This is a genomic window from Polaribacter sp. Hel1_33_78, from assembly GCF_900106075.1.
Classification (GTDB): Bacteria; Bacteroidota; Bacteroidia; order Flavobacteriales; family Flavobacteriaceae; genus Polaribacter.
Genome location: NZ_LT629794.1, coordinates 3,200,563 through 3,220,351, shown reverse-complemented (window position 1 = coordinate 3,220,351; position 19,789 = coordinate 3,200,563). Strand labels below are relative to the sequence as shown.

Here is a 19,789-nt window from a genome sequence, read left to right as displayed (position 1 = left end):
TATTTACATTTGGTTAAATTAAACTGTGTCAACCTTACCCTTATGGAGAAAATAGGATTATTATATAGAGTTAGTTCAAAACCTCAAGAAACAGACGGTAGTTCTCTTGATATCCAAAAGGAACTTGGAAGAAAAATATCCGAAATATTAGGATTAAAACATCAAGAATTTGATGAAGGGGTTCAAAGTTCTTTTAAGGTTGAAATAAACCATCGTCCAAAATTAGTCGAGTTGTTGGATGAGATTCAAAAACCTAATGGGATAAGAAAAGTTTGGGTATTTAATACAGATAGGTTGGGTAGGTATTCTCAATCTTGGTACTCTATTCTAAAAGTGTTTATCGATTATGGGGTTCAAATTTATATTGGAGATTCAACGAAACCATATGACTTAAATAACTCACCTGATAAATTAATGATAGGAGTACTTTCTTTAATATCACAATATGATAATGAGTTGAGAAGGATGAGAAGTATTATGGGAAAACGAAACTCCCTTCGAAGTGGAAACACCTATCTAGGTTCAACCATACCTTTTGGATATACTGTAAAAAACAAAAAACTTAAAGAAAATTTAAAAGAGAGTTTCCATCTAAAAAAGATATTCACGATGTACAACCAGGGTAAAAGTACAATGGATATTAAAATGTATCTTGATAAGATACCAGATATTAAACCTCGGAGAACCAAATTAGGATGGAATTTAGGGACACTTCAAAAAATGATGAGGAACACAATTTATATTGGAAAACAAGTATGGAAATGGGAGGAAAAACTTCCAAATGGAGATATAACTACTGTTGATGAGATAACGATTGATACCCCTCAACTTATTGAAAAAGATTTATGGGATAGTGTAAATCAAAAAATGAATCTCCATCTTCAAAAAAGAAAAAAGAATATTCCTACCGACCATATTCTTGGTGGAACTATTGTATGTGATGAATGTGGGTTGAGTTTATCTTATAGAAAAAGAGGAAATTCTCAACAGTACTACGGTAGGTGTTCAGAATACAGTTGGAAACATAATGAAGATTACCTTAACGATAAAAAGAAAAATTACAATAAAACAAATTGTAAAATGAAGAGGAGTTTGAATATCATAGAGACTGATGAAAAACTCCTAAACAAGATTACAGAGATTATTACTAAATCATCGATTGTTAGAGAGAAGTACAAAATAAAAGATTTATCTCCAAAATGGGATTCAGAGTCTAAGAACTCCAAAAGATTGGGTAGTATTGGAACAAAATTACGAAACAAAAGAAGAGAATTAGAGAGTTTAGAAGATGAACAAATACAGATAGAGTATGATGTTAGAACTAAAAAAATAAGTGAATCAGTTGGTGATAAACTTCGAGAGAAATTTAAAATATCTATTGAAATAGTTGAGGAGGAGATGGATTTAATCACAAAAGAGGAGAGATTAATTTCTGAATCAAAAGGATGGGTTAATTGGATTTCAAAAATGGAGAAAGATGTAAAAAAAGTACAGAACCTATCGTTAGAAGAAAAAAGAGGTTTCATAAATCGTAATGTTCAGAATATTCAAGTTTTCTTTGATGAGAAATCGAAAGAACACGATATTACTATCAATTTCAGATTACCAATTGTAGGTGATAAATTGATTTATAATAATAAAGGTAATATAGATGAAACTGGGTTTAAGGATTATAAAATAATAGATGGGGATAGGAAAGTAAACTTCAGGTTCAAAAAACCAACACAAATAAGAACTAAGTTAAATAAAGAAGTTCGTAAAGGTTTAAATGAAAGAATAATTCAACTTAAAGAAGTAGAGTTTTTATCATTACAAAATATATGTGATAAATTAAATAAGGAAAGGTTATTAACCCCGACAGGAAAGAAGTGGGATAAACCAAAACTCTCATCTTACTACCGAACACTTAAAGGAAAAGTACTAAAAAAGGTTTAAGGAGTAAGAGTAATTGTCACAACGAATTAAACCATTACAGTAGAGTAAACTCATAGTAGCTTTAATTGAAAATATAGGAGAGGTGATTTTTACGTGTATCGTAGAAATCACCTCTCTCTTGTTTTGGGTTCTTCCGGTATCAAAGAAACAAGAAGAAAATCATGAAGTCATAAAAGATACGAGAATGTATTGTTTTACAGTCCATGTTATACATGATTATTTACGTTTTGACGTCTTTATACCATAACAGATATAGAGTTTTTCTTTACAACAAATTTTGGAGTACTTTATAAAATGAACACAAAGATGGCTTCACTAAAAAATTATAATTGCGACTTATTATACAGATTAGCGAAAATTATAATGACCATTTTGATCTAATTAAAAACCCAGCTTTTAAGCTGGATTTTTTTATTACCTAACTTCAAATGTTATCGGTATACTATAACTTACGCCTACTGGAGTGCCTCTTTGTTTACCTGGTTTCATTTGTGGTAAAGAACCAATAACTTTAGCTACTTCTTTCTCTAAAACTGGGTGAGGTCCTCTTGATCTTACATTGATGACCTTTCCGGTTTTACTAATTGTAAAAACTACAAATAATCTTTTTTTACCCGGTAGTAGGCCTAATTCAGTCGCTAAATCTAAATTAAATTGTCTCCCAAAGTGTCCTGTTACTTTTTTAGTAAAACAAGCTTTAAGTTCTTTGTTATTTCCTTTGCATCCAGGAAAAACAGGTACGTCTTCAATTAAAATAAAAGGAATGTCTTCGATAAACTCTTCTGCTTCTTCAACTTCTTCAATATCCTCAGTATTTACAACAATAGCCTCACCTTCATCAGTTTCTGTAGATTCTATAATGGTTTCTTCTATTTTTAAATCGTCTTCGACAATTTTGATTTTCTCTATTGTAGGGGGAGGTATATTTTGTTTTGGAGGTTCTACTTTTTGAATTTCAATAATTGGAATTTCTTCCTTCATTTCATCAACCATATTTACGATGCCTAAGTGTGATGAATTATTTTTTTCAAATGTTTTATGCTCCATTGACACGTAAGTGATAAATAGCGAAAGTACTAAACCTATTTGCATAAAAATTTTACTATAATTTTCTAACTGTTGTTTTGGGTTTTTTTTAATTTGCATCTTTTAACTCTTTAATGTTTCTAAAAAATATAAAACGACTATTATGAATAACAGTCTATTGTTAAATGAACGGAATTAAACCGATAAAAACAGAGTCACTTAACAGATATAAAATTAGACAGTAAAAGAGAATTAAAACATGATTTTCCTCATACTTTATCATGCACTTTTGTTGGTGTATGATCGTTCCAAAGAGTAAGGATATCTGTGGCTACAGAAGCACCACTTCCTGCAGCAATTGCAAATTGACTTCGTAAACCAGCGATTGTACCGCAGCAATACAACCCTTTTTGTATGAGATGATTTTCATTATTTAATTGAATTCTATCTTTTTCTGGGTTTGCTTTTTTGTGAGGAATAATATATTTGTTTAAACCATTTATGGAAAAGGGTTTTGAGTAGTTTAATGCAATGACTATAATTTTCGATTGATAGCTGTTCTTAGTTGTTTCTATAGTATAAATGCCATCAATTTTTCTTATTGACAAAACTTTTTCGTTATTAATATGAGAAACATGAGGATATAAAGTTGTTAATTGCTCTTTACCTTCAATTAAAATATCTTTTCCTAATGTTTTTGGAGCCAGACCTAAAACATTATTAAACAAGGCATTTTCTAAATGAGAAGCTCTTTGGTGCATTATAATTCCTATTTTTTTATGAGCAGCAAAATGCTTGTTTTTTGCAGAGCCTAAAATGAGTGCACACTGCATTCCGGAAACTCCTCCGCCAATTATTAATGCATCAAAAATCATTTTATATAAATAGCATTTTTATGTTTTGAGTAAAAAGTTTTACAGAGATAGCTAAGAGAATTACGCCAAAAATTTTACGAATTATCTGAATTCCAGAAGGACCAATTAAACGTTCTATTTTAGACGATGTTTTTAAAACGATGTATAAGAAAATTACATTTAAAATTACAGCTACAATAATGTTTTCTATGGCAAATTCTGCCCTTAAAGAAAGTAACGTTGTTAAACTTCCTGGACCCGCAATTAAAGGAAAAGCTAGAGGGAATACGGTGGCAGTTATGGAGGAAGAATTACCATCTTCCTTATATAAAGTAATGCCTAAAATCATTTCTAAAGCGATAAAAAATAAAATAAAAGCACCAGCAACAGCAAAAGAATTTACATCAATACCAATTAAACCTAATAAGCTTTGACCAAGAAACAAGAATACAATCATAATGAAACCTGCAATAAGTGATGCTTTTTCAGACTGTATATGTCCTGATTTTTTTCGTAAATCAATAATAATAGGAATGTTACCAATGATATCTATAACAGCAAATAATACCATAAACGCAGTTATAATTTCTTTTAGGTTAAATTTCATAATCTATAAGTTTAATTTATTGCAAAATTAGAAAACTTACTTTATGAATTTGTAAAAAATTAAAAAAAAATAGTCATATTTTTGTTCGCATGTTTCAACTAGGAAAAACAATCGTTTCAGAAGATATTATCGAAAAAGATTTCGTGTGTAATTTAGCCGCCTGCAAAGGTGCTTGTTGTGTAAATGGTGACGCTGGAGCTCCATTAGAAAAAGAAGAAGCTAAAATATTAGAAGAAATTTATCCAAAAGTAAAACCTTTTTTAAGAAAAGAGGGAATTGAGGTTATTGAAAAAGAAGGAGCTTGGGTTACAAGTGAATGGGGAGAATTAGAAACACCTTTGATTAATGGGGCAGATTGTGCTTATGTAATTTTTGATGAAAAGAATACAGCCTTGTGCGCTATCGAAGAAGCGCATAATCAAGGAGAAATTGATTGGAAGAAGCCAGTTTCTTGTCATTTATATCCAATAAGAGTTAAAGATTATAGTGAGTTTTCTGCAGTAAATTATGATAAATGGGAAATTTGTGATGACGCTTGTTCTTTAGGCAAAGAATTTCAAGTGCCAGTATACAAGTTTGTAAAACAAGCCTTAGTTAGAAAGTTTGGTCAAAATTGGTATGATGAATTAGAAAAAGTGGCGGAAAAACATTTAAAATAAAGCACCTATATAGCAAAGTTTTCTAGAATATTATACAAGGATTACAAAGTAAAAAACCAGTAAAGGTTAGATATAAATTGTATTTTTCTTTCTGGGTAGATTAAAATTTAAACCCAACTTTATGCTGGGTTTTTTTTATTACGTATTTTTGGTAGTATGAAAATTAATCAATTTTTAGATGCTACTTATTTAAAGACAGCAACTCAAGCAAGTATTACAGAAGAAGATAATCAACAAAAAGTAGTTGATTTGATAAATGAAGCCATTTTGTACAATTATAAATTAGTAATGATTCGTTCAAAATATATTTCATTAGCAAAAAAAATGTTTTTAGAATCAAAAGCTGACTTTTTAATAGGAACTGTAATCGATTTTCCGGAAGGGAACTCATCTACTGAAATTAAATTAAAAGAAGCCCAAAAAGCGATTGATTTAGGTGCAGATGAATTGGATTTTGTTGTCAATTATACCGCTTTTAAAGAAGGTAAAATTGCGATGATAAAAGAGCAAGTTTTAAAAGCGACTAAACTTTGTATTGAAAACAATAAAGTTGCAAAATGGATCATAGAAGTAGCTGCCTTGACGAGAGAAGAAATTATTGTAATTTCACAACTAATAAAGGAGGTTGTTCTCGAAAATTTTGATGAAGCTGCTGTTAAAAAAGTGTTTGTTAAATCATCAACAGGATTTTTTAAAACTCAAGACAACACGCCAAATGGTGCTACTTTTGAAACTATGAAACTAATTTCTGAAAATGCAAAACCATTGCAAATAAAGGCTGCAGGAGGCGTGAGGGATTATGGAACGGCATTAAAAATGATTTCTATAGGAGTTGATAGAATAGGAACTTCATCATCTAAAGAGATTTGTACTAAAGAGAAAAGTCACAAGACAGGATATTAATACTTTATGGATTATTTTGCACACGAAACGGCAGTTATAGATGATAATTGTATTATAGGGAAAGGGACAAAAATTTGGCATTTTAGTCATATTATGTCTAATTGTAGTATTGGCGAATCTTGTAATCTCGGTCAAAACGTTGTGGTTTCTCCTGAAGTTATTTTAGGTAAAAATGTAAAAGTGCAAAACAACGTTTCTATTTATACGGGTGTTATTTGTGAAGATGATGTTTTTTTAGGGCCTTCCATGGTTTTTACAAATGTTATAAATCCAAGAAGTGCTATTATTAGAAAAAATGAATATTTAAAAACAATTGTAAAAAAAGGAGCGAGTATTGGCGCAAATGCAACCATTGTTTGTGGTAATGATATTGGCGAATTTGCTTTTATTGGAGCGGGAGCAGTTGTAACAAAAGAAATTTTACCATATGCCTTGGTGGTTGGGAATCCATCAAAACAAATAGGCTGGGTGGGGGAGTTTGGCCATAGATTAGAATTTAATAAACAGGGTTTTGCAACGTGTAAAGAAAGTGGGCAAGAGTATCAATTGAAGGATAATAGTGTTATAAAAGTAAAGTGAAAATAGATTAAAAGGTGTTTTAAACTCATTCGAACTATGAAGCTACAAAACCAGATGCTGTCAATTAATAGTATCTGGTTTTCTACTTTATTTAAAGTGTCTTTTTTTAAGGTGCAGGATTCGGAATTGCTGCATGAACAGCTTCAATTTCTTTTAAAGTTTCATCAGATAATTCAACATAAATAGAATTGATATTCTCTTTTAATTGACTCATTTTTGTAGCGCCAATGATATTACTGGTTACAAATGGTAGCTGATTTATATAAGCTAAAGATAATTCAGTAAGTGTTAAATTATTCTTTTTGGCGATTTCTAAATATTTTAGAACCGCAGCTTCTGAGCCTTTATTTCTGTATCTAGCAATAAACCTGGGAAACAAAGTTCCTCTTGCGCCTTCAGGTAAATTTCCATCTATATACTTCCCTGATAAAACACCTTGTGCTAAAGGTGAATAAGCTAATAAACCTATGTTTTCTCTCATTGAAACTTCAGACATACCAACTTCATATCCTCTGTGAATTAAAGAATATGAATTCTGAATGGTTACAGGTTTTGGTAAATTATATTGTTCTGATGCTTGTAAATATTTCATAGTTCCCCATGGAGTTTCGTTCGACAAACCGATATGTTTTATTTTGCCTTGTTTTATAAAATCACTTAAAGTTTCTAAAATTTCTAAATGATTTTCTGCTTCTTTACTAGCTGTTTTATAAGGATAATCTCTAACTCCAAAACAGTTTACTCCTCTAGAAGGCCAGTGCAATTGATATAAATCCATATAATCTGTTTGTAAACGTTTGAGGCTATTTTCAATTGCTTCCGTAATGCCTTTTTTACTAAAGCCATTTTTTCTAATATGTGCTGTATAATCCCCGCCTCCAGCAATTTTTGAAGCCAAAACTACCTTATCTCTATTTCCTGTTTTTTTTAGCCAATTACCGATAATTCTTTCAGTATCGCCATACGTTTCTGCATTTGCGGGTACAGGATATAATTCGGCGGCATCTATAAAATTCACACCTTTTTCTAAAGCATAATTCATTTGCTCATGTGCTTCTGCTTCTGTATTTTGGTTTCCCCAAGTCATGGTTCCTAAACAAATTTTAGAAACTTTTGTCTCTGTGTTTGGTAACGTTGTATATTTCATTTTGATGTTTAATTTTTTTAGAATAACAAAAATAAGGCTTATTTAACACTAATTATAGGCATAAAAAAAAGTTCTCATTTTTGAGAACTTTTTTAACATATGTTTTAAGCGTTTTTATTTCAAAATTGCTTCAATTCCTGGTAAAGATTTACCCTCTAACATTTCTAGCATTGCTCCACCACCCGTAGAAACATAACTTACTTTGTCTGCAAAACCAAATTGTTTCACAGCTGCAACAGAATCTCCACCACCAACTAAAGAAAATGCTCCATTTTTAGTTGCTTTATCAATTGAATGACCAAGTGCAATCGTACCTGCAGCAAAAGAGTCCATTTCAAAAACACCTAAAGGGCCGTTCCATAAAATAGTTTTACATTGGTTTGCAATTATATCAAAAATTTCTCTAGATTTTGGTCCAGCATCAACTCCTTCCCAGCCATCTGGTATTTTGTTAATATCACAAACTTGCGTATTTGCATCATTGCTAAAATCATCAGCAGCAACAACATCAACAGGAATGTGAATTTGAACATTTTTAGCTTTTGCTTGTTTTAAAATGTCAAGTGCTAACTCCATTTTGTCATCTTCACAAATTGAGTTACCAATTTTTCCGCCTTGTGCTTTAATAAATGTAAAACTCATTCCACCACCAATAATCAAGTGATCTACTTTATCTAAAATATTTTCAATTACCGTAATTTTTGAAGACACTTTTGCCCCTCCTAGAATTGCTAAAACTGGTTTTTCTGAATTATTTAATACCTTATCGATACTTTCAATTTCTCTCGCTAATAAGTTTCCAAAGCATTTATTATCTCCAAAAAATTGTGCAATAATTGTGGTTGATGCATGCGCTCTGTGTGCAGTTCCGAAGGCATCGTTTACATAAATATCTCCTAGTTTAGACAATTTTTCTGCAAAAGCAACATCTCCTTTTTTCTCTTCATCGTAAAAACGAAGATTTTCTAGTAATAAAATTTCTCCATTTTCTAAATTAGCAACAGCTTCTTCAGCTTTTTCACCGATACAATCTTCAACAAACTTTACGTTAACACCTAAAATTTCTTTTACTTTTGCAACAATATGTTTCAAAGAAAACTCTTCTTGCTTGCCTTTTGGACGACCTAAATGTGACATTAAAACGCAGCTTCCTCCATCTTCTAAAACCTTTATAATGGTAGATTTAGCAGCTTCAATTCTAGTAGTATCTGTAACTTCGAATTGATTATTTAAAGGCACATTAAAATCTACACGGATAATTGCTTTTTTATTTTGGAAATTAAAATCTTTCAGTGTTTTCATTTTTGTTGATGTATTTTTAACAAAAATACTTTTTTATTTACGGTTACTAAAATTGAAAACTCAAAAATTAAGATAACGTTTGCGTAAATTTATCTGTTATATTTGCATATGCTTTTCAAACAAATTATAGGCCAAGAACACATTAAGAAACATTTGCAAAAGTCTGCTGAGAATGGCAGAGTTCCGCATGCACAGCTGTTTATAGGCAAAGAAGGTTGTGGTTCGCTGCCAATGGCAATTGCCTATGCACAATTTTTATTGTGTAATTTTTCCGAAGATGCAGGAGCATGTAATATAAAATGCAACAAACTCCAACATCCAGATTTACATTTTGCATTTCCTGTAACTACAAACGATTCGGTAAAAAAACATGCTGTAAGTGATTTGTTTTTAGAAGATTGGCGAGATTTTATTGCAACACAACCTTACGGTAGCTTATTTAATTGGTTACAACATATAGGTGTAGAAAATAAGCAAGGTTTAATTGGAGTTGACGAATCTGAAGCTGTTGTTAAAAAGTTAAAGCTTAAAAGTTATGAGGGTGGCTTTAAAGTAATGATAATTTGGATGGCAGAAAAAATGAATATTGCTGCTGCCAACAAATTATTAAAACTGATTGAAGAACCACCACAAAAAACTGTTTTTTTATTGATTACAGAAAATGAAGAACAGATTATAAACACTATAAAATCGCGCTGCCAAGCATTGCATTTTCCTGCTTTGAGTGAACAAGATATCGCAAATGCTTTGATTTTAAAGAATCAAGTTGCGGACAACCAAGCGACAAAAATTGCACATCAAGCAGAAGGAAATTATATCAAAGCATTGCATTTATTACAAAATGACTCTTCTGATTTAGTTTTTGAAGAATGGTTTATTGCCTGGATAAGAACTGCTTTTAGGGCTAAAGGAAATGCTTCAGTGGTGCAGCAACTAATTTCTTGGTCTGATACCATTGCAAAAACTGGAAGAGAAACCCAAAAACGTTTTTTAGACTATTGTTTACAATTCTTTAGACAAGCACTATTGATGAACTACAAGTCTGATCAGTTGGTTTTTATGGAATCAAAATCAGGTTTTGATTTGTCTAAATTTGCGCCTTTTGTGCATTCAGGAAATATTCTAGAAATAGAAAAAGAATTAAATGATGCCATGTATCATATTGAAAGAAATGGGAATGCAAAGATTATTTTATTAGATCTTTCTATGAAACTTACCCGTTTTTTGCATAAAAAGGAAGAGAAGCTTTAGTTGTTATAAGCAGCTAAGCGCGCAACATATTTTCCAATAACATCAAACTCTAAATTTACAATCTCACCAATTTCTAAAGTTTTAAAAGTAGTGTGTTCTTTTGTATAGGGAATAATAGCGACACTAAATTCATCATTCTTAGAATTCACTACAGTTAAACTAACTCCATTTACAGTAATAGAACCTTTTTCTATAGTGATGTTGTTTTTATCAGAATTGTATTGAAAAGTATACAATGTACTTCCGCTTTCATCCTTGATATTTTTACAAATTCCTGTTTCATCAACATGCCCTTGCACAATATGCCCATCTAATCGGTCACCCATTTTCATGGCACGCTCTAGATTTATAATATGAGTATTTTTTAGTCTTCCAATATTTGTTTTGTCTAAAGTTTCTTTAATTGCGGTTACGGTATATTCATCATTATCAATAGCAACAACCGTTAAACAAACTCCATTATGAGCGATACTTTGATCCACTTTTAGTTCATTCGTAATATCACTTTGTATTGTTAAATGAACATTTTCTTGCTCTTTTACAATATTTTTTACGACTCCTAGTGTTTCTATAATTCCTGTAAACATATCCCTAAAATTTGGTTACTTTTGTACACATCAAAAATACTAATATTACAAGAGTTATATGGAAAAATCTGATAAAATAATCGTTGGAATTTCAATAGGAGATTTAAATGGTATTGGAATTGAAGTAATTTTAAAAACATTCCAAGATAAAAGAATGTTAGATTTTTGTACACCTATTCTTTTTGGGGCAACAAAAGTGATTTCATACCATAAAAAAGCTTTAGGTATAGAAACTCCTGTTCATGGAATTACATCGATGTCTCAACTAAACCATTCTAAAATAAATGTTTTAAATATTTGGAAAGAAGAAGTTGCAATAGAACTTGGTAAAACCACGCAATTTTCTGGGGATTACGCAGCGAGATCTTTAGCATCTGCGGTAAAACATTTAAAAGAAAATAAGATAGATGTTTTAGTAACAGCACCAATCAATAAAGAAAACATACAATCTGACACCTTTAATTTTCCTGGCCATACGGAGTATTTAGAAGCTAATTTAGAAGGCAAGAGTTTAATGATTTTAATGACTGATGCATTGCGAATTGGACTAATTACAGGTCATATTCCAATCGCTAAAGTAGCCGAAGCCATTACTCCAGAGTTAATTAAAAGTAAGGTGGAAACAATGCATGAATCTTTGGTTAAAGATTTTGGAATTAGTAAACCAAAAATTGCTGTTTTATCGTTAAATCCACATTGTGGAGATAAAGGTGTAATAGGTAAAGAAGATGATGAAATCATAAAACCAACTATTTCAGAAATTAAAGAAACAGGAAAATTAGTTTTTGGACCTTATGCTGCAGATGGTTTTTTTGGTTCTGAAACTTATAAGCAATTTGATGGTGTTTTAGCCACGTATCATGATCAAGGTTTAGCTCCTTTTAAAGCATTGTCTTTTGGCAAAGGAGTTAACTTTACAGCAGGTTTAAGTCATATTCGAACCTCACCAGATCATGGAACCGGTTATGAAATAGCGGGAAAAAATTTAGCAAATCCATCATCATTTACAGAAGCTTTGTTTACTGCAATTCAAGTTTTTAAAACTAGAAATGAGTATTTAGAGCTCACTAAAACCCCTTTAGATTTAAAAAAGAGGTAAAGATTGTTTTTTTTTGATATAAAATATTGCGGAAATACATTTTTTTGTATCTTTGCCGGCTCAATTGATGTTTGATAATGAAATACTTAAAACAATTCAACATACAGTTTGTAGGATTAAAAGAAGGGAGTCATCTGTTCAACTATACGATTGATAATAAGTTCTTTGAAGCTTTTAATTTTGATGAATATAAAAGTTCATCTATAGAAGTTTCTCTAACATTTGTAAAAAAAAGCACATTATTCGAGCTTAGTTTTATTGCAGCAGGGACAATTGAAATTCCTTGTGATTTAACTAACGAATTATACAATCAAGAAATAGCATCAGAATTACCATTGGTAGTAAAATTTGGGCCATTGTATAATGATGAAAGTGAGGAGATTTTAATATTGCCTCATGAAGCGTATGAGTTTAATGTTGCCCAGTTTATTTATGAAATGATTGTTTTAGCAGTTCCGAATAAAAGAGTTCATCCAAAAGTTTTAGATGGCACTATGGAATCGGAAGCATTAAATAAATTAAAAGAACTAACAATAAAAGAAGAAAAAACTGTAGTAAATACAGACCCAAGGTGGGATAAATTAAAGAATTTAATAACAGAAAAAAAGACATAAAATGGCACATCCTAAAAGGAAGATATCCAAAACAAGAAGAGATAAAAGGAGAACACATTATAAAGCATCTTATCAACAGATAGCTACAGATCCAACAACTGGAGAATCTCACTTATACCACAGAGCTCACTGGCATGAAGGAAAACTTTATTACAGAGGACAAATTGTTTTAGAATCTGCATCTGCTGCTGCAGAAGCTTAGAAACAACCTTCTATAAACACACAAAAACCCTCAATTTTGAGGGTTTTTTTACGTTTTTTAAGTAAAAACTATCTCTTTTGATGAGTTTTACGTAAAAAAGTGAAATATTTTTCACTACTTTTGATTTTCCAAATTATTTGGTAACAAACAACGATTATGAAAAAAATCACTGCAGCAATTTCAGCAGTAGGGAAGTATGTTCCCGAATATATTTTAACGAATAAAGAGTTAGAGTCTTATGTAGATACTAACGATGAATGGATTACTTCTAGAACAGGAATCAAAGAAAGAAGAATTCTCAAGGGCGAAGGGTTAGGGACATCTTACATGGCTATAAAATGTGCAGAAGATTTAATTCAAAAATCAAATATAAATCCTGAGGAAATAGATTTGGTTCTGGTTGGTACTGCAACTCCAGATCTACCAGTAGCCTCAACAGCTGCTTATGTAGCTTCAAAAATTGGCGCAACAAATGCCTTCTCATATGATTTACAAGCTGCATGTTCTAGCTTTTTGTTTGGTATGTCCACAGCAGCTAGTTATATAGAGTCTGGGAGGTATAAAAAAGTGCTATTAATAGGGGCAGATAAAATGTCTTCTATTATTGATTACACAGATAGAGCAACGTGTATTATTTTTGGTGATGGAGCAGGAGCAGTTTTGTTTGAGCCAAATAATGAAGGTTTAGGATTGCAAGATGAGTATTTAAGAAGTGATGGAATAGGTAGAGATTTTCTAAGGATAGAAGCAGGAGGGTCTATAATGCCGCCTTCAGAAGAAACTGTAAAAGGAAAAAAGCATTTTGTATATCAAGAAGGAAAGACTGTTTTTAAATATGCAGTTTCTAATATGGCTGATGTTTCAGAGAAAATGTTAACCAGAAATAAGCTTACAGAAGAAGACATTCAGTGGTTGGTGCCACACCAAGCTAATAAAAGAATTATTGAAGCAACAGCAAAAAGAGTAGGTGTTAGCTCAGAAAAAGTAATGATGAACATCCATAGATATGGAAATACAACATCGGCAACTTTACCACTTTTATTAGCAGATTATGAAAATCAATTAAAAAAAGGAGATAATTTAATTTTTGCTGCATTCGGTGGTGGTTTCACATGGGGAGCCATTTACTTAAAATGGGCATACAATTCGTAAAAATTAATAACTAAACAATAAGAAACATGGATATTAAAGAAATTCAAAATCTTATAAAATTTGTAGCAAAATCTGGCGCTAGCGAGGTAAAGTTAGAAATGGAAGATATAAAGATTACAATTAAAACCGGTTCTGGAAAAACAGAAACTACAATTGTTCAAGCTGCTCCTGTAGCATCTTTACCTCAAGCTATAGCTCCCGCAAGTGCAGAGGCAGTAGCGCCTATTGTACCTGCAGTAGCGCAGAATGAGGGAGCTAATTATATCACCGTAAAATCTCCTATCATTGGAACTTTTTACAGAAAACCTTCTCCAGACAAACAAAATTTTGTTGAAGTTGGTACAGATATAAATATTGGCGATACAGTTTGTGTTATTGAAGCAATGAAATTATTTAACGAGATTGAATCTGAAGTTTCAGGTAAAATTGTTAAAGTTTTAGTTGACGATTCTTCCCCGGTAGAATATGATCAACCTTTATTTTTAGTAGATCCATCTTAATTTAGATGCTTAGATTTCTAGATTTTTTTAAATACTTATTATTTTATAAAATCGAACAATCAAATTTTCTAACGAACTAATTTAACAAAGATGTTTAAAAAAATATTAATTGCCAATAGAGGTGAAATTGCATTACGTGTAATTAGAACCTGTAAAGAAATGGGCATAAAAACGGTTGCTGTATATTCTAAGGCAGATGAGGAAAGTTTACATGTTAGATTTGCTGATGAAGCCGTGTGTATTGGCCCAGCTCCTAGCAGTGAATCTTATTTAAAAATGTCAAATATTATAGCCGCTGCAGAAATTACAAATGCAGACGCTATACATCCAGGATATGGATTTTTATCTGAAAATGCTAAGTTTTCTAATTTATGTGAAGAACATAACATCAAGTTTATTGGAGCTACGGGCAGAATGATTGATCAAATGGGAGATAAAGCAAACGCTAAGTCTACTATGATAGAGGCAGGTGTGCCTTGTGTTCCAGGTTCAGAAGGGGTAATAACTGATTTTGAAGAATGTGAGAAGGTAGCTTTAGAAACAGGTTACCCCGTAATGCTAAAAGCTTCTGCGGGAGGTGGTGGTAAAGGAATGCGGGCTGTTTGGAAGTCTGAAGACTTAAAGGAAGCTTGGGATTCTGCAAGACAAGAAAGTAAGGCGGCTTTTGGTAATGATGATATGTACATGGAGAAGCTGATTGAGGAGCCAAGACATATTGAGATTCAGATTGTAGGAGATTCTTATGGAAAAGCTTGTCATTTATCAGAAAGAGATTGTTCTGTACAAAGGCGTCACCAAAAATTAACAGAAGAAACTCCTTCTCCTTTCATGACAGAGGAACTGAGAGAAAGCATGGGGAATGCGGCTGTAAAGGCAGCAGAATATATTAAATATGAAGGTGCAGGGACTATAGAATTTTTGGTGGATAAACACAGAAATTTCTACTTTATGGAGATGAATACTCGTATACAAGTAGAGCATCCTATTACTGAAGAAGTTGTGAACTACGATTTAATTCGAGAACAAATTTTAGTAGCAGCTGGAGTACCTATTTCTGGTAAAAATTACTACCCACAATTACACTCTATTGAATGCAGAATTAATGCAGAAGATCCCCATAATAATTTTAGACCAGCCCCTGGGAAAGTTACTACGTTTCATGCTCCTGGAGGTCATGGAGTTAGAATGGATACACATGTATATGCTGGTTATATGATTCCACCAAATTACGATTCTATGATCGCCAAGTTAATTGTTACGGCTCAAACAAGAGAAGAAGCAATTAATAAAATGAAACGTGCGTTAGATGAATTTGTAATTGAAGGAATTAAAACAACAATACCTTTCCATAGACAATTAATGGAACATCCAGATTATGTTGCGGGAAACTACACGACTAAATTTATGGAAGATTTTTTAATGAAGCCTTAGATTAGAGTCTAGTATCAATACTATATTAAAAATAGAGAATACACTTTTGTATTCTCTATTTTTTTATCTTTACCTTAAATATTTTTAGAATGAAAATTGATGGGATTGATAAAATTATTATAAAAAGATTAGTAAAAGACGCCAGAACACCTGTGTTAAGTATTGCTAGAGAAGTTGGTATTTCTGGAGCAGCTATTCATCAACGTCTAAGAAAGTTAGAAAAATCTCAATTAATTGATGGTTATAGAATGGTTCTAAACCCTAAATCATTAGGGTATACAACAACAGCTTTTGTTGGTGTTTTTTTAGATTCTTCTAGTTTATATTCTTCAGCAATAAAAAGATTAAAAGATATTCCTGAGGTTATAGAAAGTCATTATACAACTGGTAATTACGCAATTTTTATAAAGATTTTATGCAAGAACAATGAAGATTTAATGCATCTTTTAAATAAAGATATTCAAAATATCAAAGGAGTCTCAAGAACCGAAACTTTTATTTCATTAGACCAACAAATTGATAGGCAGATACATATTTGATAAAAAATCATTTATCCATTAAAAAGTTACTCTTTAAAGATCTTTAGAAACAACTTAACCAGTAAACATATTTATTTCATTTTTTTAATTCATTTTCTTTAAATTACTAATTAATGATGGAGAAACCTAACTTATCTTTTATTATAGAAATTGCCGGAGATGATGAAGCATTTCAAAATAGTATTTTGGAAATTATAAAAACAGAATTTCGAGAAGAGGTAAATTTATTTAAAACAAACTTCTCATTAAAAAAGTACAAAGAAGCAGCTCATAATGTGCATAAAATAAAGCATAAAATAGGCCTATTAGGGTTAGAAAAAGCCTTAATAAAAGCATCAGAATTTGAAAAAGCATTAAAAATTGGAAATACTACACTTCATCATAGTTTTTTAGAAATTTTAAACAAAATTCATGTATATTTATACCCTTAAATAATATTGCTAATATTATGAATTGTATTATAATCGATGATGATGCAACTGCTAGATTAATTATAAGTCAGCTTTGTGAAAAATCGGAGTGAATTAATGTTTTAGCGGAGTTTTCTTCAGCTATAAATGCAATAAAATATTTAAATAGCAATACTGTAGATTTGGTTTATTTAGATATTCATATGCCTACTTTTTCTGGTTTTGATTTTATTCAGACTTTAAAAAATCCACCCAAAATAATCTTAACAACTTCAGACAAAAACCTTGCTTTAGAAGCCTTTGAATATAAAAGTGTCATAGATTATTTAGTGAAACCAATATCAAAAGAAAGGTTTAATAAATCTTTAGAAAAATTAAAAATCTTTTCAATTGAAGAAGAAAATGCTTCTTTAGAATCAAAAAAAGTATCAGATTACATCTATGTAAACGTAGATAAAAGATTGGTAAAAATTAATATACCTAGTATTTATTTAATTGAAGCAAAAGGCGATTATATAAATATTAAAACAAGCATAAAAAATTACTTGGTACACTCAACTTTAAAAAAGATAGAGGATAAACTTCCTTCAAATATGTTTTTTAGAGTGCATAGGTCATTCGTCATAAATTTTTCAGAAATAGTTGATATTGAGGATAACACTGTTTTGGTGAAACAAGATATTGTTCCTATAAGTAGATCTCTTAAAAGTGAATTAATTAGAAAATTAAATCGTCTCTAGTTATTTTTTTCTTAATAATTTAAATTCAAAAGTTTCATTTGCTAAAGAAGCTATAATTCCTTTAAATTGGTAGTCTTACAAAATATTAATACTTTCCAATATGTTTTGTGTAATTTTTCATTCGACTTTATAATGTTTTTGACGACCATAATGCAGACAGTTGTCTTTATGTTAGTAAAACAGTATTTCAACCTGTTAATATTAAATGGCAGATAGCGCTGATGCTGAAGGTTTTTTATGGGGGACTTAATTTTATGGATTATTAAGATACCCAGAAGATAATTAAATCACATTATATTTTGTAGGTTTATCAGCTTACTAAAAACTTACTATTAAGTGCAATGCTTCAAGAAGAGTAGTATTTTAATATTCAATAAAAACATTATTTTATTGATTGAGCTTTACAGATAATTTTATTAAAAAACAGAAGCTAACATTATCAGCTAAAAGAGCTATTTTTAGTATCTCAAAATACGAAGTCATGTTCAAAAAATTAATTCTTTTTTTATTGATATCTATCTTATTTATCAATTGCAAAAATGCTAGTATTACAGTATTATCCTCATCTAATGTTGCAGATATTATCAATAATGAGTTTACCGGTGATTTAGCTTTTAACACTGCTTCTTTTGTTGAAAAATATTGGAGGGTTGTGGGTAATACTGGTTTTAATAAAAGCATTTATAAGATTGCTGAAGAACTCGAAAAATCAGGTTTTGTTTTAGAAGAAAATGCAACAGAAAATGATATTTTAACCTACAGAATTGAAAAGCGTCCGCTTAAAAACCCAACTTGGGAGTCGGTAAATGCAATTGTGAAAATTGAGGGTAAAAATGACACTTTACTGCAACATGCCACTAACAGAAATATGATTGCTTTAAATTCGTATAGCACACCAAAAGATGGAGTTTCTGCTGAAGTTATTTATGTACGTGATCTCGAAAAAATTGCAGATTTAGATGTAAAAGGGAAAATAGTTTTTGCAGAAACAAGTCCTTATGGTATATACAAATCTGCGATTATTGAGGGTAAGGCAGTAGGAATTATAACGTATAATAATCCTTCTTATTTACAACCCGAAAAAAATACAACATCAATTCAGTTTCGTTCAATTCCTTTAGATACTGTAAATAAATCTTGGGCAATTGCAATGTCTTTCGCTGCGAAAGAACGGTTAAAAGCATCTTTAGAGAAGGGGAAAACAACCTTAAAAGTTCGTGTTAAAACTAATATTTATTCTTCAGAAGAATTAACAATTGTTGCTGATATTAAAGGGAGTGAAATGCCAGAAGAACGGTTAGTTTTTAGCGCTCATATCCAAGAACCTGGTGCTAATGACAATGCAACAGGTGTTGGAGTAGCATTAGAAATGGCTTCATTAACCGCAAAATTTATCAGACAACAACAATATGAACCAAAACGAACCTTAACTTTTTTATGGGGCGATGAAATTATATCGACACAAAGATATGTGCAAGAAGATTCTATTAGAGCGAAATACATTAATTGGGGAATTTCTTTGGATATGGTTGGCGAAGACACTGAAAAAACTGGAGGAACTTTTTTGATTGAAAAAATGCCGGATCCAAGTGCAATTTGGACTCGTGGCAATGATAAGCACACAGAATGGGGAGGTTCTAAAATGAAATTAGAGCAAATGAAACCTCATTATTTAAATGATTTTCTAATTGATAAATTTAAACAACAAGGTAAAAGAGCAAATTGGATTGTAGGCACAAATCCATTTGAAGGAGGAAGTGATCATGTTCCTTTTTTAAGACAAAACATACCTAGTGTTTTGTTTTGGCATTTTACAGATCAGTTTTATCATACGGATAATGATAGAATTGATAAAGTTTCTAAAACTACTTTGAAGAATGTAGGTACAACCGCATTAATAGCTGCTTATACTTTGTTAAATGCTGATAAAAAGGTTGCGAAATCAATTTTATTAAATTTAGAAACAGCTGCGGTAAGTCGTTTAAATAAAGAATTTAAACAGAGTAAAATTGCCATAAATAATGGAGATTCTTTATCTACACAAATAGAAATTATTACTGCTTGGAAAGATTGGTATCAAAAATCTTTTACAACAACTTCAGGGTTATTTTCGGATGAAAAAGTCATCAATAATGATATTGAAAAATCTCAAAAATTAATAGATTCTATTTCATCAGTAATTATAAAAGAACTTCAGAAAAAGAACTAAAAAACAGCATCAATTGCTGAAATAAAATCAGGATAAATGATGC

The 19,789-nt window shown here is 31.0% G+C and carries 20 protein-coding genes and 1 pseudogene; 15 read left to right on the top strand and 6 right to left on the bottom strand.

What is annotated here, in order from left to right:
• Positions 1-42: 42 nt before the first annotated feature.
• On the top strand, positions 43-1,935 hold the full coding sequence (locus BLT88_RS14060; protein WP_091952153.1) for a recombinase family protein: 1,893 nt from the start codon (positions 43-45) through the stop codon (positions 1,933-1,935).
• A 414-nt stretch (positions 1,936-2,349) separates the two neighbouring features.
• Here the strand turns inward: BLT88_RS14060 and BLT88_RS14055 are convergent, their stop codons facing one another.
• The 3 genes from BLT88_RS14055 to BLT88_RS14045 form a co-directional block, all read right to left on the bottom strand.
• Positions 2,350-3,081 carry an energy transducer TonB gene (locus BLT88_RS14055; RefSeq protein WP_091952152.1) on the bottom strand — a complete coding sequence of 244 codons (732 nt, stop codon included), beginning with the start codon at positions 3,079-3,081 and terminating at the stop codon, positions 2,350-2,352.
• A gap of 149 nt (positions 3,082-3,230) precedes the next feature.
• On the bottom strand, positions 3,231-3,836 hold the full coding sequence (locus BLT88_RS14050) for an NAD(P)/FAD-dependent oxidoreductase (RefSeq protein WP_091952151.1): 606 nt from the start codon (positions 3,834-3,836) through the stop codon (positions 3,231-3,233).
• 1 nt (position 3,837) lies between these two features.
• Entirely contained in the window at positions 3,838-4,422 is a 585-nt protein-coding gene (locus BLT88_RS14045) for a MarC family protein (protein ID WP_036784771.1), read from the bottom strand.
• Positions 4,423-4,511: 89 nt separating this feature from the next.
• Between BLT88_RS14045 and BLT88_RS14040 the strand changes: the two genes are divergently transcribed.
• The 3 genes from BLT88_RS14040 to BLT88_RS14030 all read left to right on the top strand — a co-directional run bounded on the left by BLT88_RS14040 (position 4,512) and on the right by BLT88_RS14030 (position 6,563).
• Positions 4,512-5,081: a DUF3109 family protein gene (locus BLT88_RS14040; RefSeq protein WP_091955573.1), complete on the top strand. Its 570-nt coding sequence runs from the start codon at positions 4,512-4,514 to the stop codon at positions 5,079-5,081.
• Between the two features lie 156 nt (positions 5,082-5,237).
• Entirely contained in the window at positions 5,238-5,984 is a 747-nt protein-coding gene (deoC, locus tag BLT88_RS14035) for a deoxyribose-phosphate aldolase (RefSeq protein ID WP_091952149.1), read from the top strand.
• A 6-nt stretch (positions 5,985-5,990) separates the two neighbouring features.
• On the top strand, positions 5,991-6,563 hold the full coding sequence (locus tag BLT88_RS14030) for an acyltransferase (protein WP_036784779.1): 573 nt from the start codon (positions 5,991-5,993) through the stop codon (positions 6,561-6,563).
• Positions 6,564-6,669: 106 nt separating this feature from the next.
• Here BLT88_RS14030 and BLT88_RS14025 read toward each other — a convergent pair whose 3' ends face one another.
• Together BLT88_RS14025 and pgk are read right to left on the bottom strand one after the other, a co-directional pair.
• A complete protein-coding gene (locus BLT88_RS14025; protein WP_091955571.1) occupies positions 6,670-7,710 on the bottom strand; it encodes an aldo/keto reductase in 1,041 nt (346 codons plus the stop codon).
• Positions 7,711-7,824: 114 nt separating this feature from the next.
• Complete coding sequence (gene pgk, locus BLT88_RS14020; RefSeq protein WP_091955570.1) at positions 7,825-9,012, bottom strand: phosphoglycerate kinase; 1,188 nt, start codon at positions 9,010-9,012, stop codon at positions 7,825-7,827.
• 108 nt (positions 9,013-9,120) lie between these two features.
• Between pgk and BLT88_RS14015 the strand changes: the two genes are divergently transcribed.
• Positions 9,121-10,263, top strand: a complete 1,143-nt coding sequence (locus tag BLT88_RS14015) for a DNA polymerase III subunit delta' (protein WP_091955568.1) — start codon at positions 9,121-9,123, stop codon at positions 10,261-10,263.
• Here the strand turns inward: BLT88_RS14015 and BLT88_RS14010 are convergent.
• Positions 10,260-10,850, bottom strand: coding sequence for a riboflavin synthase (locus BLT88_RS14010; protein ID WP_091955567.1), 591 nt, complete (start codon positions 10,848-10,850; stop codon positions 10,260-10,262). The genes BLT88_RS14015 and BLT88_RS14010 overlap by 4 nt on opposite strands.
• Positions 10,851-10,908: 58 nt before the next feature.
• On the opposite strand from BLT88_RS14010, the gene pdxA reads away from it, so the two are divergent.
• The 10 genes and pseudogenes from pdxA to BLT88_RS13960 all read left to right on the top strand — a co-directional run bounded on the left by pdxA (position 10,909) and on the right by BLT88_RS13960 (position 19,746).
• The gene (pdxA, locus tag BLT88_RS14005; protein ID WP_091955565.1) at positions 10,909-11,949 is read left to right on the top strand and encodes a 4-hydroxythreonine-4-phosphate dehydrogenase PdxA; all 1,041 of its coding nucleotides are present in this window, start codon (positions 10,909-10,911) and stop codon (positions 11,947-11,949) included.
• Positions 11,950-12,026: 77 nt separating this feature from the next.
• Positions 12,027-12,563 (top strand): DUF177 domain-containing protein, encoded by a 537-nt coding sequence (locus BLT88_RS14000; protein WP_036784794.1) that lies wholly within the window; start codon positions 12,027-12,029, stop codon positions 12,561-12,563.
• A gap of 1 nt (position 12,564) precedes the next feature.
• A complete protein-coding gene (rpmF, locus tag BLT88_RS13995; protein WP_036784796.1) occupies positions 12,565-12,765 on the top strand; it encodes a 50S ribosomal protein L32 in 201 nt (66 codons plus the stop codon).
• A 156-nt stretch (positions 12,766-12,921) separates the two neighbouring features.
• Positions 12,922-13,917 carry a beta-ketoacyl-ACP synthase III gene (locus BLT88_RS13990; protein ID WP_036784799.1) on the top strand — a complete coding sequence of 332 codons (996 nt, stop codon included), beginning with the start codon at positions 12,922-12,924 and terminating at the stop codon, positions 13,915-13,917.
• A 26-nt stretch (positions 13,918-13,943) separates the two neighbouring features.
• Complete coding sequence (accB, locus tag BLT88_RS13985) at positions 13,944-14,417, top strand: acetyl-CoA carboxylase biotin carboxyl carrier protein (RefSeq protein WP_091955564.1); 474 nt, start codon at positions 13,944-13,946, stop codon at positions 14,415-14,417.
• A 90-nt stretch (positions 14,418-14,507) separates the two neighbouring features.
• Positions 14,508-15,848: an acetyl-CoA carboxylase biotin carboxylase subunit gene (gene accC / locus BLT88_RS13980; RefSeq protein WP_091955562.1), complete on the top strand. Its 1,341-nt coding sequence runs from the start codon at positions 14,508-14,510 to the stop codon at positions 15,846-15,848.
• Positions 15,849-15,937: 89 nt separating this feature from the next.
• Complete coding sequence (locus BLT88_RS13975; protein ID WP_036784805.1) at positions 15,938-16,387, top strand: Lrp/AsnC ligand binding domain-containing protein; 450 nt, start codon at positions 15,938-15,940, stop codon at positions 16,385-16,387.
• A 113-nt stretch (positions 16,388-16,500) separates the two neighbouring features.
• Positions 16,501-16,818, top strand: coding sequence for an Hpt domain-containing protein (locus BLT88_RS13970; protein ID WP_036784809.1), 318 nt, complete (start codon positions 16,501-16,503; stop codon positions 16,816-16,818).
• A 17-nt stretch (positions 16,819-16,835) separates the two neighbouring features.
• Positions 16,836-17,537: pseudogene (locus tag BLT88_RS13965) on the top strand (LytR/AlgR family response regulator transcription factor).
• 481 nt (positions 17,538-18,018) lie between these two features.
• Entirely contained in the window at positions 18,019-19,746 is a 1,728-nt protein-coding gene (locus tag BLT88_RS13960) for a M28 family peptidase (RefSeq protein ID WP_091955561.1), read from the top strand.
• The last annotated feature ends 43 nt before the right edge of the window (positions 19,747-19,789 follow it).